The sequence below is a fragment of the Psychrobacillus antarcticus genome (assembly GCF_029533155.1).
GTDB lineage: Bacteria > Bacillota > Bacilli > Bacillales_A > Planococcaceae > Psychrobacillus > Psychrobacillus antarcticus.
This window is the reverse complement of record NZ_JAIZDB010000015.1, coordinates 62,055-85,330: the sequence shown is the minus strand read 5'-3', so window position 1 is coordinate 85,330 and position 23,276 is coordinate 62,055. Positions and strand designations below refer to the sequence as shown.

Annotated in this window: 20 protein-coding genes; 13 read left to right on the top strand and 7 right to left on the bottom strand. The window is 36.1% G+C overall.

Annotated elements, in window-relative coordinates; all coding sequences use genetic code 11:
* The coding region (locus LDK52_RS09765; protein ID WP_277585772.1) for an FtsW/RodA/SpoVE family cell cycle protein at window positions 1-1,050 on the top strand (1,050 nt) is incomplete at its 5' end.
* A gap of 22 nt (window positions 1,051-1,072) precedes the next feature.
* Complete coding sequence (gene pyc, locus LDK52_RS09760) at window positions 1,073-4,513, top strand: pyruvate carboxylase (protein ID WP_277585771.1); 3,441 nt, start codon at window positions 1,073-1,075, stop codon at window positions 4,511-4,513.
* An 824-nt stretch (window positions 4,514-5,337) separates the two neighbouring features.
* Here the strand turns inward: pyc and LDK52_RS09755 are convergent.
* Window positions 5,338-6,249, bottom strand: coding sequence for a COX15/CtaA family protein (locus LDK52_RS09755; protein WP_277585770.1), 912 nt, complete (start codon window positions 6,247-6,249; stop codon window positions 5,338-5,340).
* A 324-nt stretch (window positions 6,250-6,573) separates the two neighbouring features.
* On the opposite strand from LDK52_RS09755, the gene cyoE reads away from it, so the two are divergent.
* The 7 genes from cyoE (at window position 6,574) to LDK52_RS09720 (ending at window position 13,187) form a co-directional block, all read left to right on the top strand.
* On the top strand, window positions 6,574-7,497 hold the full coding sequence (gene cyoE, locus LDK52_RS09750; RefSeq protein WP_277585769.1) for a heme o synthase: 924 nt from the start codon (window positions 6,574-6,576) through the stop codon (window positions 7,495-7,497).
* Between the two features lie 96 nt (window positions 7,498-7,593).
* Window positions 7,594-8,676 carry a cytochrome c oxidase subunit II gene (gene coxB, locus LDK52_RS09745; protein WP_277585768.1) on the top strand — a complete coding sequence of 361 codons (1,083 nt, stop codon included), beginning with the start codon at window positions 7,594-7,596 and terminating at the stop codon, window positions 8,674-8,676.
* A 34-nt stretch (window positions 8,677-8,710) separates the two neighbouring features.
* Complete coding sequence (locus tag LDK52_RS09740) at window positions 8,711-10,573, top strand: cytochrome c oxidase subunit I (RefSeq protein WP_277585767.1); 1,863 nt, start codon at window positions 8,711-8,713, stop codon at window positions 10,571-10,573.
* A 2-nt stretch (window positions 10,574-10,575) separates the two neighbouring features.
* The gene (locus LDK52_RS09735; protein WP_277585766.1) at window positions 10,576-11,202 is read left to right on the top strand and encodes a cytochrome (ubi)quinol oxidase subunit III; all 627 of its coding nucleotides are present in this window, start codon (window positions 10,576-10,578) and stop codon (window positions 11,200-11,202) included.
* A gap of 1 nt (window position 11,203) precedes the next feature.
* Window positions 11,204-11,539, top strand: coding sequence for a cytochrome c oxidase subunit IVB (gene ctaF / locus LDK52_RS09730; RefSeq protein ID WP_277585765.1), 336 nt, complete (start codon window positions 11,204-11,206; stop codon window positions 11,537-11,539).
* A 243-nt stretch (window positions 11,540-11,782) separates the two neighbouring features.
* Complete coding sequence (gene ctaG, locus LDK52_RS09725; protein ID WP_277585764.1) at window positions 11,783-12,694, top strand: cytochrome c oxidase assembly factor CtaG; 912 nt, start codon at window positions 11,783-11,785, stop codon at window positions 12,692-12,694.
* Window positions 12,695-12,725: 31 nt separating this feature from the next.
* Window positions 12,726-13,187: a DUF420 domain-containing protein gene (locus tag LDK52_RS09720; RefSeq protein WP_277585763.1), complete on the top strand. Its 462-nt coding sequence runs from the start codon at window positions 12,726-12,728 to the stop codon at window positions 13,185-13,187.
* Window positions 13,188-14,770: 1,583 nt separating this feature from the next.
* Here the strand turns inward: LDK52_RS09720 and ytvI are convergent.
* Together ytvI and LDK52_RS09710 are read right to left on the bottom strand one after the other, a co-directional pair.
* A complete protein-coding gene (ytvI, locus tag LDK52_RS09715; protein WP_277585762.1) occupies window positions 14,771-15,835 on the bottom strand; it encodes a sporulation integral membrane protein YtvI in 1,065 nt (354 codons plus the stop codon).
* Between the two features lie 103 nt (window positions 15,836-15,938).
* Window positions 15,939-16,304 carry a YugN family protein gene (locus LDK52_RS09710; protein ID WP_277585761.1) on the bottom strand — a complete coding sequence of 122 codons (366 nt, stop codon included), beginning with the start codon at window positions 16,302-16,304 and terminating at the stop codon, window positions 15,939-15,941.
* A 151-nt stretch (window positions 16,305-16,455) separates the two neighbouring features.
* Here LDK52_RS09710 and LDK52_RS09705 point away from each other — a divergent pair, with 151 nt between their 5' ends.
* The gene (locus LDK52_RS09705; protein WP_277585760.1) at window positions 16,456-17,544 is read left to right on the top strand and encodes a CAP domain-containing protein; all 1,089 of its coding nucleotides are present in this window, start codon (window positions 16,456-16,458) and stop codon (window positions 17,542-17,544) included.
* On the opposite strand, the gene LDK52_RS09700 is transcribed toward LDK52_RS09705, so the two are convergent.
* Window positions 17,545-18,276, bottom strand: a complete 732-nt coding sequence (locus LDK52_RS09700; protein WP_277585759.1) for an amino acid kinase family protein — start codon at window positions 18,274-18,276, stop codon at window positions 17,545-17,547.
* Here LDK52_RS09700 and LDK52_RS09695 point away from each other — a divergent pair.
* Window positions 18,235-19,845 (top strand): UDP-N-acetylmuramoyl-L-alanyl-D-glutamate--2,6-diaminopimelate ligase, encoded by a 1,611-nt coding sequence (locus LDK52_RS09695; protein ID WP_277585758.1) that lies wholly within the window; start codon window positions 18,235-18,237, stop codon window positions 19,843-19,845. The two genes, LDK52_RS09700 and LDK52_RS09695, sit on opposite strands and share 42 nt — an antisense overlap.
* Here the strand turns inward: LDK52_RS09695 and LDK52_RS09690 are convergent.
* Window positions 19,794-20,291: a PaaI family thioesterase gene (locus LDK52_RS09690; protein ID WP_277585757.1), complete on the bottom strand. Its 498-nt coding sequence runs from the start codon at window positions 20,289-20,291 to the stop codon at window positions 19,794-19,796. The two genes, LDK52_RS09695 and LDK52_RS09690, sit on opposite strands and share 52 nt — an antisense overlap.
* A gap of 82 nt (window positions 20,292-20,373) precedes the next feature.
* Here LDK52_RS09690 and LDK52_RS09685 point away from each other — a divergent pair, with 82 nt between their 5' ends.
* Window positions 20,374-20,823: a YlbF/YmcA family competence regulator gene (locus LDK52_RS09685; protein WP_277585756.1), complete on the top strand. Its 450-nt coding sequence runs from the start codon at window positions 20,374-20,376 to the stop codon at window positions 20,821-20,823.
* Window positions 20,824-21,492: 669 nt separating this feature from the next.
* Here the strand turns inward: LDK52_RS09685 and LDK52_RS09680 are convergent.
* On the bottom strand, window positions 21,493-22,395 hold the full coding sequence (locus tag LDK52_RS09680) for a glycerophosphodiester phosphodiesterase family protein (protein ID WP_277585755.1): 903 nt from the start codon (window positions 22,393-22,395) through the stop codon (window positions 21,493-21,495).
* Between the two features lie 164 nt (window positions 22,396-22,559).
* Here LDK52_RS09680 and LDK52_RS09675 point away from each other — a divergent pair, with 164 nt between their 5' ends.
* Window positions 22,560-22,832 carry a YlbG family protein gene (locus LDK52_RS09675; RefSeq protein WP_277585754.1) on the top strand — a complete coding sequence of 91 codons (273 nt, stop codon included), beginning with the start codon at window positions 22,560-22,562 and terminating at the stop codon, window positions 22,830-22,832.
* 6 nt (window positions 22,833-22,838) lie between these two features.
* Here the strand turns inward: LDK52_RS09675 and LDK52_RS09670 are convergent, their stop codons facing one another.
* The gene (locus LDK52_RS09670) at window positions 22,839-23,225 is read right to left on the bottom strand and encodes a DUF7147 family protein (RefSeq protein ID WP_277585753.1); all 387 of its coding nucleotides are present in this window, start codon (window positions 23,223-23,225) and stop codon (window positions 22,839-22,841) included.
* Between the last annotated feature and the right edge of the window lie 51 nt (window positions 23,226-23,276).

Below are 23,276 nucleotides of genomic sequence, written 5' to 3'. Positions count from 1 at the left end.
GGCTGGGCAGTACTCAATTATGGTTGGGAGCCTGACCGTTTTTTTACTAAGCAAAAATCAAATTTAATACTTAGCATTCCCATATTCTTTATAACCGCCTTTTTTCCTTATAAGCATTATAAAAATAAAGCAATAATGAAACTAATGCTTCTTGTTATGTTTACACTTTTATTATTAGTTCATTTTATCGGTGTTGGTGGAGAAAGTGGCTCGCAGAGTTGGATTGATTTGGGTTTTAACATACAACCTTCTGAAATTGCGAAACTTGTGATAGTTTTATATTTTGCAGGGATATTTGCAAAAAAGTCTGAAAATGGTACATTAGATAAATTAAATGAATCCGTTGGACCACCATTAATTGTGTTATTTTGTGTGTTCGTATCAATAATGATGGAGACAGACGTTGGGAATACGATGATTATTAGTTTCGTAGCTATTTCAGTAATTGCAGCTAGTGGAATTAAATTTAAGTCATTTTCGAAAATAATCGGATTAATTGGTATAGTTTTAACAGCTGGTCTATTTGCAATCTATATGATGAAAGATGCATTATTGACTCCCCATCGTAGAGGAAGGTTAGAAGCATTTTTTAATCCTTTTGATTTTGAACAAGATTATGGGTATCAAATTGTAAATGGTTATATCGCCATTGGATCAGGTGGTTTAACTGGCTTAGGTTTAGGAAATTCCAATCAGAAGTATGGATACTTGCCCGAACCACATACTGATTTTATCATGGCTATCATAGCAGAAGAACTTGGTCTAATTGGCGTATTAATTGTATTATGTGGATTGTTCTTTATTGTATTTAAAGCGATTAGTATTGCTTTATCTACAAAGGATCCCCAAGCCCGAATGATTGCTGCGGGCATAGGTAGTATTATAGGCTTTCAAACCTTTATAAATTTAGGAGGAATGCTTGGAATTATTCCGCTGACGGGCGTGCCACTTCCGTTTATTAGTTACGGTGGTACTTCGATTATTATTTTATCGGCTGCACTTGGGATTTTGATGAACGTATCTATGTTTGTGAAACACGAAAAAAAATAGCGACGAAAAGGGGCAAATTTGGATGAATAAAATCAAAAAAATTGTAGTAGCAAATAGAGGAGAAATTGCAATACGTATTTTTCGAGCTTGTACGGAGTTAAACCTTCGAACAGTTGCCATTTACTCAAGAGAAGATAGCGGTTCGTTTCATCGATTTAAATCCGATGAGTCCTATTTAGTTGGTGAAGGTAAGAAGCCAATCGATGCATATTTAGATATTGAAGATATCATTAGAATTGCAAAAGAAAGTAAAGCTGATGCAATCCATCCAGGGTATGGCTTCCTTTCTGAAAATGTAGATTTTGCGAAAAGATGTGAAGAGGAAGGGATTATCTTCGTCGGACCTACCTCTAAGCACTTAGATATGTTTGGAGATAAAGTAAAAGCTCGTGAACAAGCAGTACTTGCAGGTATACCTGTTATTCCAGGGAGTGACGGTCCATTAGATACTGTTGAAGAGGTACGTGCCTTTAGCAAAGATCATGGCTATCCTTTAATGATTAAAGCGTCTTTAGGTGGCGGCGGACGTGGTATGCGTGTAGTACAATCTGAAGACGAGCTTGAAAGTGCCTTTGAACGTGCTAGATCAGAGGCAAAAGCTGCTTTTGGTTCAGATGAAGTATATGTCGAGCGTTATATTTACCAACCGAAACATATTGAAGTACAAATTCTTGGAGATGCAGAAGGTAATTTAATCCATTTATATGAACGTGATTGTTCTATTCAAAGAAGACATCAAAAAGTTGTGGAAATAGCACCTTCCAATTCGTTGGATCCAAAGTTGCGCGATAAAATTTGTGAAGCAGCTGTTAAATTAATGAAAAATGTTTCTTACATAAATGCTGGAACGGTAGAATTTTTAGTGACGGATGACGAATTCTATTTTATCGAAGTAAATCCACGTATTCAAGTAGAGCATACGATTACGGAAATGATTACTGGTGTAGATATTGTCCATGCACAGATCAAAATAGCGGATGGTACAGCACTTAATAGTGACGAAATGGGCATTCCAAATCAAGAAAACATGCCGTTATTTGGATTTGCGATTCAATCTCGTGTAACTACTGAGGATCCATTAAACAACTTCATGCCCGATACAGGTAAACTAATGGTTTATCGCTCCGGTGGTGGATTTGGTGTACGCTTAGACGCAGGGAATGGTTTCCAAGGGGCTATCATCACCCCTTACTATGATTCTTTGTTAGTGAAGGTTTCTACTTGGGGCATGTCCTTTAAAGAAGCAGCAGCTAAAATGGATAGAAATTTGCAGGAATTCAGAATTAGAGGAATAAAAACGAACATCCCATTTTTAGAAAATGTCGTAAAACATCCAAGCTTCATTTCTGGTAAATTTAATACGAGTTTCATCGATTCTACACCTGAATTATTTTTATTCCCAAATCGCAAAGACCGCGGGACTAAATTATTAAATTATATTGGGAATGTTACAGTTAATGGATTCCCAGGTATCGAGAAAAAATCCAAGCCTATTTTTGGTGCAAGTAGAACACCTAGTTTTGATTTGAGTGCAGCTCCTCCTATTGGTACAAAGCAAATTTTGGAACAGCAAGGTGCCGACGGAGTTATTAAGTGGGTGAAGGAACAACAAGGTGTGTTGTTAACAGACACTACTTTCCGAGATGCTCACCAATCATTATTAGCAACACGAGTCCGTTCTCATGATATGTTCGGTATTGCTAAAGAATCTGCACAGGGTATGCCTGATTTATTTTCATATGAAATGTGGGGAGGAGCAACTTTTGACGTTGCTTACCGCTTTTTAAAAGAAAATCCTTGGGACCGTTTGTTAAAAATGAGACAAATGATTCCAAATGTATTATTCCAAATGTTATTCCGTGGAGCTAATGCAGTAGGGTATAAAAACTATCCAGATAATGTGATAAGAGAGTTTATACAAAAGTCTGCAGAAGCTGGTATTGATGTATTCCGAATCTTTGATAGCCTAAACTGGATTAAAGGGATGGAAGTTGCAATCGATGCCACTAGACAATCTGGGAAAATTGCAGAAGCAGCGCTATGTTACACTGGAGATATTTTAGATGACTCTAGAGACAAATATACGGTTCAATACTATAAAGACATGGCGAAAGAATTAGAAAATGCAGGTGCGCATATTTTAGCGATTAAAGATATGGCAGGACTATTAAAACCAGAAGCAGCTTATCGTTTAGTAAGTGAGCTAAAAAGCACAGTAGATATCCCTATTCACCTTCATACACATGATACTAGTGGTAACGGTGTGTATACGTATGCTAAAGCAATAGAAGCTGGAGTTGATATCGTTGATACTGCATTAGGTGCAATGGCTGGTTTAACTTCTCAACCAAGTGCAAGTAGTTTAAGTTACGCATTAAAAGGTTCTAAAAGAGAAGTTATTGGAAATATCGATGCATTTGAAAAAATCTCTTATTATTGGGAAGATGTTCGAAAATATTATCAAGACTTTGAAAGTGGCATGATGAGTCCCCACACGGAAATCTATGTGCATGAGATGCCGGGTGGACAATATAGTAATCTTCAACAACAAGCAAAAGCAGTAGGACTTGGAGAACGTTGGGAAGAAGTAAAAGAAATGTATTCTCGTGTAAACCTATTGTTTGGAGATGTAGTGAAAGTTACACCTTCTTCTAAAGTGGTAGGGGATATGGCTCTATTCATGGTTCAAAATAATTTAGATGAAGTTTCTGTCATTACGAGAGGTAAGACAATAGATTTCCCAGATTCTGTTATAGAGTTTTTTGAAGGGTATATTGGTCAGCCTTATGGAGGATTCCCGCAAGAATTACAAAAAATAGTCCTCAAGGATCGTCAACCGATCACGGTGCGTCCGGGTGAATTGTTGGAGCCCGTGGACTTCGAGGAAATTAAAGAGATGCTATTCCATAAATTAAATCGTCCTGTTACTAGTCAAGAGATTCTTGCCTATACTCTTTATCCAAAGGTTTTTGAAGAATATAGTGAAACAAATAAAAACTTTGGGGATGTTTCCGTATTAGATACACCAACATTTTTATACGGATTGAGATTAGGAGAAGAGATCGAAGTAGAAATCGAGATTGGAAAAACGTTAATCATCAAGCTTGTGTCTATAAGCGAGCCGACTCATGATGGAAATCGTATTATGTACTTCGAATTAAACGGTCAACCACGTGAAGTTTCTATTCAGGATTTGAATGTGGAAGTGAGCCATTTATCTAAACAAAAGGTAGATTTAAAGAATGAGGGCCATATTGGTGCAACTATGCCAGGGACTGTACTAAAGGTGGCCATTTCTACAGGTAGCAAAGTTAAAAGAGGTCAACATCTTCTTATTACGGAAGCAATGAAAATGGAAACCACTGTACAAGCGCCATATAATGGAGTTGTCAAAGAGATTCATGTTATAGCTGGAGAAGCGATTGCAACTGGTGATTTATTAATAGAGATGGAAAAAGAATAAGCAATAAATAAAAGGCTGTTAGACATTCATGTCTAATAGCCTTTTACTTTAGAATAAGTATATAAAAATGTCCAGTGAACACTGGGTTCATGTGACTTGAAAGAATGAAAAATACTACTGATTTCCGTTTCAGGTGGACGCTTTCCGCGGGCGCGGCTTCAATCTCCTCAGGCCAACAGGATGTTGGTCACGAAGGCGTTGCCACACGATGTGGCGCTCTAGCCTTTGTCCCTTTTAAACGTTCTAGCGGGGCTTTCAGCTCGTGCTGGTCCCGCTGGAGTCGCCACCTTTCACTACAATCAAAATAATGTGTAGTACTCAATTTAAGATTTACAAGCTTATCGCTAGGGATAATAAGATTAATTTCAGTTAATGTAGGAAGAAAATCTTTCTGAAATTGCAGTTGAATTAGGGATGCTATTGCTTAATGATGAATGAAGTAGATTTTCTTTAATACTAGTGGAAATTAAGAGAAATAGTAAGAGTTTACCAAATAAAGAAGTGAGATCGCGAACGAAATTGTATCTTCGAGGCCCGCACGATGAGGGTCAGCCAGTCGTTGCGACAAGATGTCGCGTACTTAGACTGTCATCCCCTCTATGAATATGAAAGTGTCTTTTCTCTCGTTATCAAAACGCACTTACCTGTTTCTAATAGCTGCAGGAGGGCGACGGACAGCTAATCGCCATAAGATTACCGTAAAAAGGGATATGCTTGGTTGTGACGTCAGTCACAACCAAGCATATCCTAAAAATTCACTCGGTAATCATATAGCAAGCCGTCTGTCTAAAGTCCTTCGGAAACGATAGAAACAGGTTTTGTTCTTAATCATTCAATTTACTTCTTGATAATAATAGAATCATATAGCATAACAAACCGAATAATAGGGAGATAAATAATGAATGTAGTAGAGCTAAGTAAAGATTTAGTTTGGTTAACACGACTAACATACCAGTGATTACTTGGCAGGAGACTAATATTAACGAGATCGTCCATCCCCAGTAAATTGCCCGTTGGTTTTTATAATTTCGCATTACGTGAATGGTTATGATTAAAATCCAAATAAATATTAACCCTGCAGCAGCACGATGCCCCATTTGTACCCACTCATATAAATTAGTAGGAAATGCAAACTGTTCATTATTACATAATGGCCAATCATTACATATAAGACTAGATTTTGTATGTCGTACTAATGCCCCAGTGTAAATGACAATATAAGAATAGAGTGTTACACCAATTGTATGAAATTTTAGTGCTTTGCCTATTCTGATCTTATCTGTATCAAATTTTCGGTCAATTTCAAAAACTAATAAAGTTAGTAATAAAACGGAAGCAAAGGAAATAAGAGATATCCCGAAATGAAGAGCTAATATAAAATCGCCTTGTCCCCATTTTACCTGTGCTGCTCCTATCAAGGCTTGAGCAACTAAGAAAAATACTGCCATTGCCGATAAGAACTTTGTTTCTCTCACATGTCCAAGTGCCTTCCATGTCCAGATAGCTAATGCCACGATTAATATTCCAACGGTACCTGTAACTAACCGATGTGAGAATTCGATCAATACTTCCGCTGTGATTACATCTGGTATAAGTTGTCCATTACAGCCGGGCCAGTGTCTACCGCAACCCATACCACTATCGGTTTTAGTTACTAATGCACCTCCTAGAAGAATGAGAAGCATACCAACTGTAGATGCAACAGCTAACAATTTTAAATTTTTATGAATGTGCATTACTCCACCTACTTTATGTATCTTGCCCGTCTTTAAATAAACAGTACCTGCTTTTTGATGATATCGAATCATGACGGAAAATACAATGAATAACCTGAAAACTAATATGCATGGATATTAGTTTTCACAAATTGTTCATAATTTAGCACTTGAACATTCACAAATAAGACACGAAAATGTATTACTATATATATGATCTAACTATATAAAAGATTATCTCGATATATTTTTGCGGAAATTATCTTTAACTGTAGAAATTACGTAAGAATTTCGTTATAGTAAAAGGTAGCGGAGTATGCTTACAACTTTGAAAGGAGGAGCAGCATGTCCAATGGTCATTTAATAACCGCAACTAATGAGACTGAAGCTGATCTAGTACATAATACATTTTTACAAGATTTTCTTTCACTTATTAAAATAGGTATAGTTAACTCTAATTTATTTACAACATTCACTGGTATGTGGCTAGCATTTCAATTTACAGATCGAAATTTTCTTAGAGAGTTAGATACCATATTTTATACCCTAATAGGTGCAGGAATGATCATAGCTGGTTCTGCAGCTATGAATAATTTTATCGATCGAGATATCGATCCTGTCATGAAGAGCAAAAAGCAAAGACCAACAGTTACAGGAAGGTTTAGTCCATCATCCGTGCTAATAACTTCTTTTTCACTAATGATTGTAGGTGAAATATTGTTGTTTTCCGCCTCTACTTCCGCAGGAGTTTGGGGACTAGCAGGAATCGTCAGTTACGTTGTGTTATACTCGATGTGGTCTAAACGTAAACATGTGAGTAACACAATAGTGGGTAGTATATCTGGGGCAATCCCGCCAGTAATTGGGTGGGCAGCTGTTGAACCTAGCTTAGGTTTTGGAGCATTAGCATTGTTTTTAATTATGTTTGCGTGGCAACCTCCACATTTTTATGCGCTTGCTATGAAGCGTACGGAAGAATACCGTGCAGCTAATATTCCAATGCTACCTGTGGTAAAGGGCTTTAAACGTACAAAAGTATCTATACTTGTATGGATTCTACTATTATTCCCATTACCTTTTTTATTAATGGAATTAGGAGTAATATTTGTTTTATTGGCAACCGCACTTAATCTTGGGTGGTTATACTTCTCCATTAAAGGTTTCCGTGCAAAAGATGATATCAAGTGGGCAACAGGAATGTTCATCTATTCCTTAAACTATATGACGATATTATTCGTAGCTATTATTATTTTCTCTATTTTTATCTAATTACTGGAATTCTTTCTTTAGTCAACAAGAATTCATATAAAGAACCACAGTCCAAGAAACATGAAAACAACTATGAAAGAGGGGTTTGATTTAGCTATGATGAGAGGGCTTAAAAAATGGCGACTTTTTTCACTGTTAGCAGCTCTAACGATTTTCTTATCGGGTTGTGGCGAAGAATATTTATCAACGCTTACACCTGCAGGACAAGTCGGACGAGATCAATTTAATTTGTTATTACTATCTTCTGCTATTATGGCTTTAGTTATTATTGTAGTAGTAATTATTTATGTGGTTGCTCTAGTGAAATTCCGTCGTAAAAAAGTTGGGGAAGATGTTATTCCTAAACAAGTAGAAGGAAGTCATACGCTTGAAATAATATGGACAGTTATTCCAATATTACTGTTAATCGTCCTTGCTATTCCAACTGTTTACTATACTTATAAACATGCGGATGTAGCTGCAATGGATCAAGTAGACGAAGAAGGTAACAAAACTAATGTAACAGTAAATGTTACTGCTAAACTTTATTGGTGGGAATTTGAGTATCCAGATCTTGGAATAGTTACAGCTCAAGAGTTAGTAGTACCTACTGATCAAAAAGTATTTTTTAACTTAAAAGCCGCTGATGTGAAGCACTCTTTCTGGATTCCTACAGCAGGTGGTAAAATGGATACAAACGTAGAAAACGTTAACCAATTCTATTTAGAATTTGATAAAGAATCCGCTGGTTTAGAACAAGGTGTGTTCTATGGTAAATGTGCGGAACTTTGTGGCCCGTCCCATGCCCTAATGGATTTCAAAGTAAAAACTTTAGAGCCAAAGGAATTCAAAGTTTGGGCAGAATCAATGAAAACTACTGAGCATGTTGCAGCAGACGATCTTGCAACAAAAGGTGAAGAAATTTTCAACACTAGCTGTATAACTTGTCATGCAACATCAGGAGCAGGCACTGCAGGTGGACCTGCTCCAAACTTAGCTGCTTTCGGTGACCGTAATCGTGTGGCAGGATTTATGCCTCATGATGAAGAAAACTTAAAAAATTGGATAAATGATCCTCAAGAGTACAAACCAGGCAACTTAATGCCTCAGCCAGAAACAATTAATAATGGCAAAAAATTTAGTGAAGATCAATTAGATGCTCTTGCAGCATATCTAATGGGACTATCTGTAGAAAAATAAGATCCACAGATAAATTATGAAGGAGGTTAAAGTTGTGAGTTCTATCGCAAAGAAAAAGGGCTTTGGCGCAACTATATGGGACTATTTAACAACAGTAGACCATAAAAAGATTGCAGTCATGTACCTAGCTGCCGGCGGTTTGTTCTTCGTAATCGGTGGTATTGAGGCAATGCTTATTCGAATCCAATTAGCACAACCAGATAATGATTTTGTCAGTGCAGGTCTTTTTAACGAGATTATTACAATGCACGGAACGACGATGATCTTCCTAGCAGCCATGCCAATACTATTTGGATTTATGAACGCTGTCATGCCACTTCAAATTGGTGCACGTGACGTAGCGTTTCCATTTCTAAATGCACTTGGTTTCTGGTTATTCTTGTTCGGTGGTATATTCCTTAACCTATCTTGGTTTATGGGTGGAGCACCTGATGCAGGATGGACTTCTTACGCATCATTATCGTTAGCATCACCTGGTCATGGTATTGACTTTTATGCACTCGGACTTCAAATAGCCGGTGCTGGTACTTATATAGGGGGTATTAACTTCCTTGTAACTATTATTAATATGCGTGCCCCAGGTATGACATACATGCGTATGCCGTTGTTTACTTGGACTACATTCGTAGCTAGTGCATTGATATTATTTGCATTCCCTCCACTTACTATTGGTTTATTTTTCTTAATCTTAGACCGTATGTTCGGTGGTAACTTCTTTGATCATACAATGGGTGGTAATACGATTATTTGGGAGCATTTATTCTGGATTTTCGGGCATCCTGAAGTATATATCTTAATATTACCTGCTTTTGGTATATTCTCAGAAATATTCGCTTTATTCTCGCGTAAACGATTATTTGGTTACTCATCTATGGTTTTTGCAACTGTCCTAATCGGTTTCTTAGGCTTCATGGTATGGGCTCACCATATGTTCACAGTTGGTTTAGGGCCAACAGCTAATGCAATATTCGCAGTTGCTACTATGGCAATCGCTGTTCCTACTGGTATGAAAATCTTTAACTGGCTGCTTACGATTTGGGGAGGAAGTATTAAAGTTACGACTCCAATGTTATATGCTTTAGGATTCATTCCTTCATTCGTAGCAGGTGGGGTAACTGGTATTATGCAAGCAGCAGCACCGCTTGATTACCAATTACATGATTCTTACTTTATCGTTGCCCATTTCCACTATGTAATCGTTGGTGGAGTAGTGCTAGCAATTCTTGCGGCAGTACACTTATATTGGCCTTTAATGTTTAACCAAATGTTAAGTGAAAAACTTGGTAAATGGACTTTCTGGTTCTTCTTTATCGGATTCCATTTAACATTCTTCATTCAGCATTTCTTAGGACTAATGGGTATGCCGCGTCGAGTATTTACATTCGGAGCAAATCAAGGTTGGGATTTATTCAACTTAATCAGTTCGATTGGTGCTGCTTTCATGGCAGTAGGTGTTATTATTCTAGTAGTTAACATCATTATTACGGTAGTTAAAAACGTACCTGCAGGTAATGACCCATGGGAAGATGGACGTACTTTAGAGTGGGCTATTCCACAACCAGTTCCGTTTTATAACTTTAAACAAACTCCACTCGTTCGTGGATTAGATACATTCTGGATCGAAAAACAAGAAGGAAATAAAGTAGGTATGACATATGCAGAGCCACTTTCTGATATTCATATGCCAAACAATTCTTTCATTCCTTTTGTAATGACACTTGGTTTATTTATCGCAGCATTCGGAGCGTTATATCACGGTGAAAAGGATTGGGCAATTCCAGTTCTAGTATTAGGTATAGCAATTACCGTTGGTTCTATGGCTGTTCGTTCTATAAAAGATGATCATGGATTCCATATTCATAAAGAAGATCTAATGAATGATAAAGGGGGTAAATAATAATGGACTTTAACAAAAAGTACACCCCACAAACTTGGCCAGATCATCCTGAGCAAGTTACTTTAGAAGGTAAGAATAAGTTTTTAGGTTTTTGGTTATTTTTAGGTGGGGAAACGGTATTATTTGCAAGTTTGTTTGCAACGTATTTAGCACTTAAAAATAAAGGACCAAGTGGTATGGAATTCTCAACTGATACACTATTTGAGCTACCATTAGTATTTATAATGACGATGATTCTTTTAACTTCTTCACTAACAAGTGTGTATGCAATGTATCACATGAAAAACCATAATTTTAGAGGGATGCAAACTTGGTTGGCTATAACAGTTCTGTTGGGATTTGCATTCTTAGGTTTAGAAATTTATGAGTTTAATCACTATGTACATTTAGGTTTTACTTATGGACAAAGTGCTTTCTCATCTTCTTTCTTTACTCTTGTAGGTACTCATGGATTGCACGTAGTAATTGGTCTAGGGTGGATTATTCTATTGATGTTACGTAATGCAAAACGTGGATTTAGTTTGTATAATGCACCAAAATACTATACTGCTTCCCTATACTGGCATTTCATTGATGTAGTTTGGGTGTTCATCTTTACAGTAGTATACTTGATGGGAGTTGTTGGTTAATATGTCACACGACGCTCAAGTTTATGTGAGATCACAAACAGAATTTGAATATATTAAGCAAAAACGTAGAAAAGATATGCGTAACCAAATTACGACTTTTGGAATTATGATATTCTTAACGTTAATTTCTTTTACAGCTGTAGCTGCTGATTTTTCCGTCTATTTAATAGTTCCGGTAATATTATTACTTGCAGCAATTCAAGTAGTGTTACAGCTTTACTATTTCATGCATATGAGTGAAAAGAATCATCAGGTTGTTGCTTTTTTCTTATACAGCGCTGTTATGTTAGCTTTCACTTTCATCTTAACTTTCCTAACTATCATTTGGTGGGGTTAAACAATCTAAAGCCGAGACAAAGTTATCCACTTTGTCTCGGCTATTTTTGAGATAATATGAAGTTTATGCTTTAATGGTACATACAACATAGTTAGTATGGTTCTGCTAACGGGAACTTTAATAATGGATGTTTTTTGTGTAAACTGACAAGTTGGAATACTTAAATGTCATAGTTCGTTCATTGAAGTTATGCGGATTGACCTATATAATAGAGGAAGTTAGCTAAAAGGAGCGATGTTACTTATGCCTATAAGTATATTTGGATTCCAAGCATTGTGGAGCCCTGTTATGATAGGAGTATTGGTATTTTTAACTATTTTATATTTTTTAATAACCGTCAAATGGAGAAATGACTTTAAAGTATCAGAGCCACTGAAAAAGAAAGAAGCAGCTTATTTTTTAAGCGGCATTGTTCTTTTATATATTGTAAAAGGTTCACCTATAGATTTAATGGCACATATTATGTTCTCATATCATATGGTACAGATGGCATTATTATTAATGTTAATACCACCTATACTTATGAAAGGGATTCCTTGGTGGATATGGAAAGTTGTAATAGAATTGCCAGCAGTTCGTAAGGTTTTTCCTATACTAACCAAACCATTACTTTCACTAATTGTCTTTTCAGGGATGTTTTCTTTTTATCATATTCCTATGATTTTTGATTTTATCAAATTGGATGAAGGATTACATGGTACGTATACGTTTATTTTATTCCTTTCAGCGATTTTCATGTGGTGGTCTATCGTTGATATTAAGGGACTATCTGGACATTTGCATGGGTTAAAAAAGATCGGATTTATAATCGCAAGTGCTGTGTTAATAACTCCGGCATGTGCGTTAATTATCTTCACTGGAACACCTTTGTATGAGACGTACACAAATTCAGATGTATGGTTGAAAGCGATGGAGCTATGTGTACCAGCGAGTACATTAGCAGGACTATCATTGAGTGGACCTCAGTTATTTTCTAATATGTCACCTCTTGACGACCAACAATTAGGTGGAATACTGATGAAAATTGTACAAGAAATAATTTACGCGGTATTTTTAATGTCCATATTTTCCAAGTGGTATAAAAATGAGCAGGATAATGCCGAAGAAATTACACAAAAAGCTCTTGATGATTTAAAAGTACAAGCTAATCTTTAAACTTTATTAAGCGATTTGAGGAGAATGATTAATGAATTTACCTATTCTACCAACTATAAGTACATTTTTTATCGTATTAAGTGCGGTCTTAGTAGCAATTGGGTGGGCACTCATCAAACAAAAGAAAATTGATGCCCACAAAAAAACGATGATAGCAGCAGCAATTTCAGCTCTATTATTTTTCATCATCTATGTATCGCGAACTATTTTCATTGGGAATACAGCTTTTGGTGGTCCTGATGACATTAAAATTTACTATACAATCTTTTTAATATTCCATATTACATTGGCAACGACTGGCGCAGTTTTTGGATTAGTCACTATATATTTAGGATATAAAAACAATATTAAAAAACATCGTAAGATAGGGCCAATCACAAGTGTTATATGGTTCTTTGTAGGAATAACAGGTGTAGCCGTCTACTTATTGTTATATGTATTTTATAGTGGTGGAGCAACCACTTCTGTGTTTAAGGCAATATTAGGTGGATAAATATTGAAAAAGCCAACGCTCTTATGGAACTTATTCCAAGAGAGCATTGGCTTTTTTAAAAAGATAAGAAAGTATATAAAAATGTACCGTGTACACTGGATTCATGGGACTTGAAAGAATGAATAATACTACTGATTTGCGTTTCAGGTGGAGTACAAAGGCTAAGAGCGCCACGTCTCAAAGGGAAGGCAATCTAAGTTCGCCGCGTCCTGCGGCAACGATTGCATAACCCACATCCTGTGGGCCTCAACGCCTTTGTGACCAACCTCCTGTTGGCCTCCGTGTGGTGAGCGATGTGACGTCTCATCTGTCTTACTCATCCCGCTGGTGTCGCCACCTTTCACTCCAATCAATTAAGTGAGTAGTACTCGATAAGAAGATTAGCAGAGCTTATCGCTAAGACGACAAGAGTAGAAAAAGTTAATATAGGGATAAAATCGACTATTGAATAAATGAGGAAAAAATGAGATCTTCTTTTATATAGTGGTAATAAGAGAATTAGTAAGTGTTTACTAAATAAAGAAGTGAGATAGCGAACGAAATTGCATCTTAGTGAGCTTCTTCTCTATATAGGAATTTAGCTTTTCTCTAGTTAACCAAACATGTACTTACCTGTTTCTAAGAGTTGTAGGAGGGCTACGGACAGTCTATCGCCATAAGATTACCGAGAAAAAAGATGCTGGTCGTGACTTCAGTCACGACCAGGATCTTTAAAAAATCAAACGGTAATTATATAGCAATAAGTCTGTCCAAAGCCCTTCGAAAACAGGAGAAACAGGATTAGATCCTAAAGAACCGGGCGTTTTTTTCCCGGTTTTTCTTAAAAGATAAGAAAGTATATAAAAATACAGCATGAACATTGTTTTTACAGGACTTTTAATGCATGAATGGTACTACTGATTTCCGTTTCAGTGGACGCTTTCCGTGGGCACGGCTTCAATCTCCTCGGGCCAACAGGATGTTGGTCACGAAGGTGTTGCCACACGATGTGGCGCTCTTAGCCTTTGTCCCTTTCAAACGTTCCTGCGGGGCTTTCAGCTCGTGCTGTTCCCACAGGAGTCGCCACTTTCACTCCAATCAATTAAATGAGTAGTACTAAACTAGGGGATATTACATAGACTCTCGCTTAGATAAGAAGAGTAGTCCGAGTTAATGTGGGGATAAAACCGTCTGTTGAATGTAGGAATGAAATTGTGTAAAGAAAGATGAATATAGTAGATTTTCTTTTTTACTAGTGGAAATAATGAAAAATAGTAAGTGTCTACCCAATAAAGAAGCGAAATAGCGAACGAAATTGCATCTTCGTGAGCCTCCTCAATTATTAGGATAGTATCTTTTCTCTAGTTACCCAAAAAATGAACTAACCCGTTTCTAAAAGTTGTAGAAGGGCGACGGACAGTTAATAGCCATAAGATTACCGAGAAAAAAAGACGCTGGTCGTGACTTCAGTCACGACCAGCGTCTTTAAAAAATCAAATGGTAATTATATAGCAATAAATCTGTACAAAGCCCTTCGAAAACAGGAGAAACAGGCTTAGATCCTAAAGAACCGGGCGTTTTTTTCCCGGTTTTTCTTATTGAATTTAAATTTTAAAGTTAAGTTTTAGCATGCCGGATTCTTTAGCCGTAATAAAAATAATAATGACTAGTGGACCTAACAAAAATCCTATGAAACCGAAAAGCTTTGCTCCGATAAACATACCAATTAAAATTGCTAAGGGAGATATGCCCATTTGAGAACCCATTAACTTAGGCTCAACAGCTCTACGTATTACTAATAAAACTACTGCTAATATAGTTAACTTGGTTCCTAGTACAATGTCACCTGTTAAATAATGATAAATAGCCCAAGGTGCTAATACCGCAATAGAGCCCAATATAGGAATAATATCGATAATCCAAATAACAAAAGCCATAATTAAAGCATACTTTGGCGTGATAATAAGTAAAAGTCCGATGAATGATGCCCCCAAAATAATGAAACTTGCAATAATTTGAGCTTTCATAAATCCTATAGCCACTTTCTTTATACTAGCAAACATAAATCGTACTTTGCTTGCAGTATTATCAGTTAAGTAATGAAAAAATTTAGTCTGTAAACTCTGCAAATCTAACATAAATAAAAAAAGCGCAATAATAAAAACTATAAAACTTACTAAAAAGTTAGGAATATCTGTTAAAAGTGCGGAAATATTAGTGTAACTTAGTATATCTAGTAGAGCATCTCTCATACCTTCTAATGTAGCATCAAATTTATTTTGAATCGATTCTACTACTTCTTTAGGGAGACCTTCCGTATATTTAAATAAATTATTTTGCATATCGATCCATAACCCAGTCCAGTTATTAATATGTGTAGGAATGGTCAGTGATACATATATGAGCTGGCTAAAAAGTTTTGTAATTACCAAGTATAATAGACCGGAAATGACGCTAATAAAAAGAATAAAATTAGTTATCACGGCAGCTTTCCGTCTCCATTTAAAGGTTTTTTGAGTGAACTTTACGATAGGTTCCATAATATTAGCTGTCAGTAAAGCAAGTATAATGGGAATAGATACTGGAAGTATGAAAATAGCTAATAATAAGAGCATGACAACTAGAACAAAATATTTTATGTATTCTTTTTTAAGTATGTTTAAGACCATAGTATGCTCCTTTCTTCCCCTCTCTAACAGTATAGACAAGTTCTTAATTTTTGAACAGAAAAACCGCAAGAGAATGTAATTCCTGCGGTTTAGAATATTACTATTAAGCGTGAATTTCAAAAGTAGCTAATTCAGCTCTAACAGCAGCTAATGTTTGTTCACATGATTTTAACAAATGATTTGGAAAAACTTCATTTTCGCCATATTCAACACCATGTGGATAATAGTGTTTACCAATAACCGGTTTTAAAAGTGTTATATTTGCATCGTGTGCACCTACATCACCATCTCTAGTAAAACCAAATACTCGAAGATAAAATGTACCTTCTTTTATCATAAACTTTTTATCATAGGTTACGCGTTCATAATCCCATTGACCTGCACGAACTAAACCTTGCTTTTTCATAAGTTCATCTAATATATTTAGATCAATGATAGTGTTTTCTATACCAGTGTTTTCGAAATACATTGAATTGTCCTCCTTCACGTTCATATTCCAAATAAAATCTCTTCCTACTAATATTAATTCAAATTTCATAATGTTGCAATGGTAACATTGTGACTTTCTAGCTAACCTTGGTATACTAGGAGAAATGATGGGAAAATAAGGAGAAACAATTATGATGAATAATCTAATTCGAATTGTTATTGCTATAGCTATAGTACTAGTAGTATTTATATATTTTGATAATCCTGTACATGAAAATAAGCTCATTACTGGTTCAAACAATACGGGACAGGTAATTCCAGATACTTCTTCAGAAGTGGTGGAAGTTGAGTCGGTATTTACACGTCCAAAAGAAGGGATCTCCACATTAGTAGGAGGTTCGAGCCAAGCGGTTATTGAGATGTTAGGAAAACCAACTCGGACCGAACCATCAGCATTTGGTTATGAATGGTGGATATACAATAAATCTCTTACAACTTATTTATTAATCGGAGTTGAAGGAGAAAAAGTAACACAAGCCTTTGCTGCAGGAGCTAATCTAGAAGTCGCTCCTTATAAAATTGGGCAGAACATAGATGAAATCTATCGTTTTACAATAGTGCAATCTGAAATTACGTTTTCTATAGATTCAAATACATATACTTTTACTCTTACAGAAGAAGATATAGATAATAGAATATTAGTTCAGTTTGATAATTTATTTGCTATGTTATATATAGATTCTGAAAGTCGGCAGTTAGAGGCAGTTAGGTTTACAGATCCTAAAACGATTTTGCTGCATAAACCTTATGACATTCTATATAACGGAATTATGGTGGAAACAAAAACCCCTGACTCCCTCACCCAAGCAGCGATAGATCGTGCTAATGAGAGACAGATTTTTGAACTTTCAAATGTATATCGTCTTCGTAATAGCCTTCGCATACTATTATCTGATAATGAATTGCAAAAGATTGCGATGAATAACAGTGAAGAAATGGCCAGAAACAATGTTGTTGTAAATGAAAAGTTTGAAATATCTAAGTTTAGTGATCAGTTGAAAGAGTCCTCTATTGAATTTTCTAGTGCCGCTGGAAATACAGCCGCTTTTTATTTTGATGCGGGGGAAGCCGTAAACGGTTGGATGAATTCTAAGGACCATCGGGAAATCTTATTAGGGCAGGATTTTACACATACTGGAATTGGAGTATATGGTAGTTATTATACGCAAAACTTTATTGAACGAAAAGCTGTAAATACTACCAAAAATATTCCTGAATAATTAATTGGAAACGAAGGTACCTTCACTATCTTTATACAAAGAACGAATATGCAAACGGACTTGATGTAGAGCAGCAAATGTAGCTGCTCTTTTTTGTATTACTTCCACAGGCTCATCAATCTTTTCTTGAAGTTCCTCATAACTCATAAAAGGTATGAGTTCTGCATGCTTGCTAGTAAAAGGATCTGCAGTCATGATACCTGGGACATCTTTGTAAAATTCGACCATGTCAGCATTTAAATGATAGCCATAAACAACAGCACTTAAATCACTACCGCCTCTTCCTAATGTTGTAAAATTATGTGTGCTTTCAGAGACGCCTTGAAAACCTGGAACGATGATGCATTGGAAATTTTCAAACGCTTGATATACAGAACTCAGATCAACCTTTTTAATAAGAGCATTACCGCAATTGTCGTTCGTAATAATGCCAGCATTTCTTCCGTAAAGAAGGGTAGAAGATACTCCGTTAGCTTTTAGTTCCATCGATAATACAGAACTCGAGATCAACTCCCCACAAGCAGAGAGTAAATCGGTTTCAATGCTATTTTCGGTGAAAGGAAGTAAATCCAATAGCGTATCTGTTGCATAGGGTTTACCCCTTCTTCCCATTGCGGAAACTACGACAAGTACCTTTTGATGGGTATGAATTGCTTGCAGGATTCGCTGTATTACTAATTGTCGGTTCTGATGATTTTGCATGGCGATACCACCAAATTTTTGAACAATCATAATCTCAACCATTCTATTCGTGACATTTCAAACACTCCGTTCATACGATACAGGGAATTCATTTTACTGTATGCGATTTTACAAGAATGGTGTAGGGAGTGTGTTACTATTTATACGTTAAATGAACTTTTAAAAGGATTAACATACAATGTAATAGGCGACTTTTCCATAATCAGGATGAGCAAGATCGTAAATTTTTCAAAGCAGATTAAAGAAGGCGATATATTTATCGCCGAAACAAATAATCGTCGCATTTTAGATGAAGCAATTCATTTAGGAGCTATTGCAGTAATATCAGAAGTTTTTATAGCTGACTGTAGTGTTCCACAAATTATTATTCCTTCCGACATGGAACTACTAAAAGAAAGAATCGGTAAAAAAACCTATGAATTATATGGGAAGAAAATAAAGACAGTGGCGGTAACGGGGACAAATGGTAAAACAACAGTTGCTTTTTTCATAGGACAATTACTCATGCAGCAAAGCAAATCGGTTTGTGTAATAGGGACATTAGGTGTGTTTATCAACGGGAAACAGTTGGAACAAAATTTCCGCAATAATACGACGTTACCATTCTATGATTTTATACAAATAGTCCATTATTGTTATGAGCATTCCGTTGAGTTTATTATTTTAGAGGCATCCTCGCAAGGATTATTGGACAATCGCTTAGGGAATTATCCGATAGATATTGGGGTGTTTTTAAATATTGGCAAAGATCATCTTGAATTTCATGGGGGGATGGTCCCATACAAAAAATCAAAAGAATTACTCGTGCAACTATGTACCAAACTAGTAATAAATGCGGAGGATGACTGGTGTAGAACAGTTGCAGAAAATTCATTTTTACCAATTATAAGCTTCGGTTTGGATAATCGTAATACGGTTGTTTTTCAACAGGAAAACGACAAAGATGAAGTAATAATGTATAAATTTAAAGTGAAGAATAAAGAAATAAAAGTGAGAATGAGAAATAGTGGATTTTATAACGGAATGAATCTCGCCGCTGCGCTAGCCTCTTTATGGGCTTTGAGCATCCCAATTCAAAACGTAAAACCTCTCGCACTTCCAAACGGTAGATTTCAACATGTGGATAATGATAAAGGGATTAAAGTGTTAATCGACTACGCGCATACACCAGATGCACTGGAAGCCTGTCTTTCAACTATTAAAACTATAGCAAAAAATAATATATATGTTGTATTTGGTTGTGGAGGAAATAGAGATAAGAAAAAACGAAACGAGATGGGAAGGGTTGCTACTGCTTTTGCAACGCAAGCAATCATCACTTCCGATAACCCGCGATATGAAAAACCAGTAGATATCATTAAAGAGATTGTAAGAGGATTAGATACGAATAAGTATCGAATAGAACCTGATCGCAAACAGGCCATTATTTATGCATTACAGATGGCAGAATCCGGCGATACTGTATTAATAGCAGGAAAGGGACATGAACAAGAGCAAATTTTGAATGACCTTGTAGTCCCTTTTTCTGATCGTGATGTAGTCAAAGCTTATTTTGAAGAAGAAGGAGGATTAATCACAAAGAATGATCCGGTAGCATAAGCTATTTTTCTTCCGTCAGGTTGGGTTACAGTGCATTCCATCACTATTGTTTGACGACCTTTATGTAAGTATTTAGCTGTTGCAATTAAGGTTTTTTCCGTGGAAGATTTAACATAATGGATCGTCAAATTAGTTGTTACTGCACCTTTGCCCTCTGAGTGTAAATCCTTGTTTATTAAAAAACCCATTGCATTATCAGAGAGTGTAGCGATAATTCCGCCATGAGGCATATTAAAACTATTATACGAGATTGGAGTTATTGGCATAGTGACGCTACATTGATCTTCGTCATACTGCGTCTCCATTTGAAACACCGCATTTAAGTAAGTAGGTGCTTTGTTTTGTTGTTTTTGTTGAATTGCATTTAAAAAATCATATAGTATGTTTAGTTCTTGTTCAGATGCCTGTTCTGTAACTGATTCAAATAAATTCTGTAGATTGTTCATTATTTTCTCCTAACAATAAGTTATTAATTTGGCATTTGTTTTTACTTTTCTGGTATGATTAACAGGATTGGAGGCTAATCAAATGATTATGACAAACGAATGGGTCGATGTAATGGACCAATCGGATCTATTATGTAGTATGGTTCTTTCCTCTGAACAATTTTACCAATACTTAGATGCACATCGTGCTGTATATACAGATACAACTTTAGTAAGTGAGGTTAATAGCTTCACTAGGCTAAAGGAGCAATACGAAGAAGTTCAACGTTTCGGGAAATACCATCCTGATTATTCGAAAGTTATGAAAGACATCCGAGTAACTAAACGAAAATTGGATATGGTAGATGCAGTGGCGCAATTAAAGGTTGCTGAGAACGACTTGCAGGACTTACTAGACGAAGTGAGTTTGTTAATTGGTAAATCTGTTTCAGAAGGTGTTAAAGTTCCTGTTAGTAACCCGTTTTTTGCTTCCTCTGGCTCAAGCTGTGGAAGTGGATGCGGTACAGGTGGTTCTTGTTCATGTTCTGCCTAAATTTCAAAAAATGAGTAGATGTGTGCAAAAACTGCACACATCTTTTTTTGTAAGAAATAAAGAACCAATTTAATAATTAAGTAATTAGTAGTATAATCCGAATAAAGTTGATTTCCACTCCAGGCGGACGCTTTCCGCGGGCACGACTTCAATCTCCTCGGGCCAACAGGATGTTGGTCACGAAGGCGTTGCCACACGATGTGGCGCACTTAGCCTTTGTCCCTATTAAACGTTCCTGCGGGGCTTTCAACTCGCGCTATTCCCGCTGAGTCGCCGCCTTGCGTTTCAATCAACAAATCCACTTAAAATTAAATCAAATATAAAATTTTTCGTTATATAAATCCGGTTATCCGGATATTTGAAGAAGCGGATTTATGAATAATGCTTATTTTAAGAAGTGTAACCTTATAAAGACAGTGGTCTCTTCTACAGCGGACGCTTTTCTGTCTTAGCCTGAGTTGGGTACTACTATCTCAATTGATTGGAGTGAAAGGTGGCGACTCCGGCGGGATGAGTGATACAGATGAAACATCACATCGACGTGTGAGCGACGGTGATGGCTCATCGTTCACCCCGCGGAAAGCGTCCACCTGAAACGGAAATCAACAGCGGGAATATTTTTGCTCATGATTTATTCTATAGTTGAATCACGCTTCTTTTATTTAGATATCAATCTAATTTCAACACTTCCATCGCTAGATCTGGTCGATCGGTAATTATCCCTTTTGCGCCTTTGTTAATAAGCTTTTTCATCATTTCTGGATTATTTATTGTCCAATAGTGAACGGGTATATTTAGTGAATTTAAAAATTTAATAAACCCTGGATTATCAAGTGGGAATACATTTGATCGAACGGGAATCTGAAAAACATCTGCTTTTGGATGATATAGTTGTTTGAATTGACTCGTGTATGCGGTGTATGCTTTTTTTACTTCCTTTTCACTAGCACCAAGTGCAACAGAATTTTGTGCATATAAGTTAAATCGATCAAGTAGATCATCATAAAAACTAGCAACCACGACACGATCAAATGCTTGATGCTCTTCTAATAGTCTCCAAAGTTTGGAAGGCATTAAACTACCTTCATAAGTTTGAGGGGCATCCTTCATATCCATGTTAATAAGCATCTGTGGATATGAATTTAGTAATTCACCTAACGTAATAATCTGTTCTCCACAGTTCTTATAAGAATTGGTTCCATCTAAATCCAGAAAATGATATCCAAGATCAGCTTCTTTTAATTCTGCTAAAGTATAATCTGAAACTTTACCAGAAAAGTTAGTAACCCTGCTTAGTTCTTCATCATGAAATACTATAATCTCTTCATCTTTTGTTAGTCTTATATCAATTTCAAAACCATGAACTCCTAGTTTGGCAGCCTGTTCGAATGCAGAAGGAGAACATTCTGGAGCAAGTGCTGATCCGCCACGATGAGCCAATATAATAGGTTGTTCGTATTGCAATGCTTTTTTAGTCGTTCGAACTTGCGGTTTGGAAAGTACTTTAGTACTAGCCCATGCTGCACCTGCTGCGGCTGCAAGTGTCAAAGCAACATTCGATTTTTTACCCATAATTCAATTCCTCCTTAATAGAGTAAAATGTATTTTAGTATGAATTTCATTTATAAAGGGCATTTTCTTATTATATCTAAAGTAAACAAAACTGTCAGCTAGTTGTTGTTGCTAACAAATTCCTCCATATGTTATTCTTGAGAGGAAGAAATGAGGGGAAAAGTATGACAGAAAGACAAGGACTAATTGTCTATGTGCATCATTTAAAACAAGCTAAATCTTTGCGTAAGTTTGGCCATGTCCATTATATTTCTAAAAGACAAAAATATGTCGTATTATATTGTGATCTAGAACAAATCGATATTGCAAAGCAAAAGATGAATAAATTGCCTTACGTCAAGGAAATTTTAGAGTCCTATAGACCATTTTTGAAAACTGAATTTGAAAATAGTAAACCAGATAAAGCAAAAGAATATGACTATAAAATCGGACTATAACCAAGCCTATTGTAGTGGCGGTATTAAATTATTTAAACGTAAAATACCAATTATATACTGATAATATAGATTTACATCTGGATAGATGGAAGAATGTTTTATGTCGACTTTAATGGGTTGGATTGCTAAATCGTCTAAAGTTTCCTTAAATATTATAAGCCTTTTTGGTTCTTGTTGGGTTTGAACTATACCCTCTCGACATATATATATGGGGAAAAAATTTGCAGTATTTATTGGTTTAAGTGCAATTGCGATCGAAAAATAGGTTATATTGTCTTTAGTTGAAGAAAAAATAAATGCTTGATGTAAACGTTCCTTGTTTACTCGTGCAAGTTCACATAATTCATAAATATCGCCATAACCTTCGCCTAGTTCTATAAAACGTTGAATCAATTGAAAACACTTCCTTTCTCATATATCTTACCACTTTGTTGGAGGGCAATT

Coding starts and splice junctions, on each gene's coding strand:
- pyc (WP_277585771.1), top strand. CDS start 1,073: ATGAATAAAATCAAAAAAATTGTAGTAGCAAATAGAGGAGAAATTGCA.
- LDK52_RS09755 (WP_277585770.1), bottom strand. CDS start 6,249: ATGCACATTCATAAAAATTTAAAATTGTTAGCTGTTGCATCTACAGTT.
- cyoE (WP_277585769.1), top strand. CDS start 6,574: ATGTCCAATGGTCATTTAATAACCGCAACTAATGAGACTGAAGCTGAT.
- coxB (WP_277585768.1), top strand. CDS start 7,594: ATGATGAGAGGGCTTAAAAAATGGCGACTTTTTTCACTGTTAGCAGCT.
- LDK52_RS09735 (WP_277585766.1), top strand. CDS start 10,576: ATGGACTTTAACAAAAAGTACACCCCACAAACTTGGCCAGATCATCCT.
- ctaF (WP_277585765.1), top strand. CDS start 11,204: ATGTCACACGACGCTCAAGTTTATGTGAGATCACAAACAGAATTTGAA.
- ctaG (WP_277585764.1), top strand. CDS start 11,783: ATGCCTATAAGTATATTTGGATTCCAAGCATTGTGGAGCCCTGTTATG.
- LDK52_RS09720 (WP_277585763.1), top strand. CDS start 12,726: ATGAATTTACCTATTCTACCAACTATAAGTACATTTTTTATCGTATTA.
- ytvI (WP_277585762.1), bottom strand. CDS start 15,835: ATGGTCTTAAACATACTTAAAAAAGAATACATAAAATATTTTGTTCTA.
- LDK52_RS09710 (WP_277585761.1), bottom strand. CDS start 16,304: ATGTATTTCGAAAACACTGGTATAGAAAACACTATCATTGATCTAAAT.
- LDK52_RS09705 (WP_277585760.1), top strand. CDS start 16,456: ATGATGAATAATCTAATTCGAATTGTTATTGCTATAGCTATAGTACTA.
- LDK52_RS09695 (WP_277585758.1), top strand. CDS start 18,235: ATGATTTTGCATGGCGATACCACCAAATTTTTGAACAATCATAATCTC.
- LDK52_RS09700 (WP_277585759.1), bottom strand. CDS start 18,276: ATGATTGTTCAAAAATTTGGTGGTATCGCCATGCAAAATCATCAGAAC.
- LDK52_RS09690 (WP_277585757.1), bottom strand. CDS start 20,291: ATGAACAATCTACAGAATTTATTTGAATCAGTTACAGAACAGGCATCT.
- LDK52_RS09685 (WP_277585756.1), top strand. CDS start 20,374: ATGATTATGACAAACGAATGGGTCGATGTAATGGACCAATCGGATCTA.
- LDK52_RS09680 (WP_277585755.1), bottom strand. CDS start 22,395: ATGGGTAAAAAATCGAATGTTGCTTTGACACTTGCAGCCGCAGCAGGT.
- LDK52_RS09675 (WP_277585754.1), top strand. CDS start 22,560: ATGACAGAAAGACAAGGACTAATTGTCTATGTGCATCATTTAAAACAA.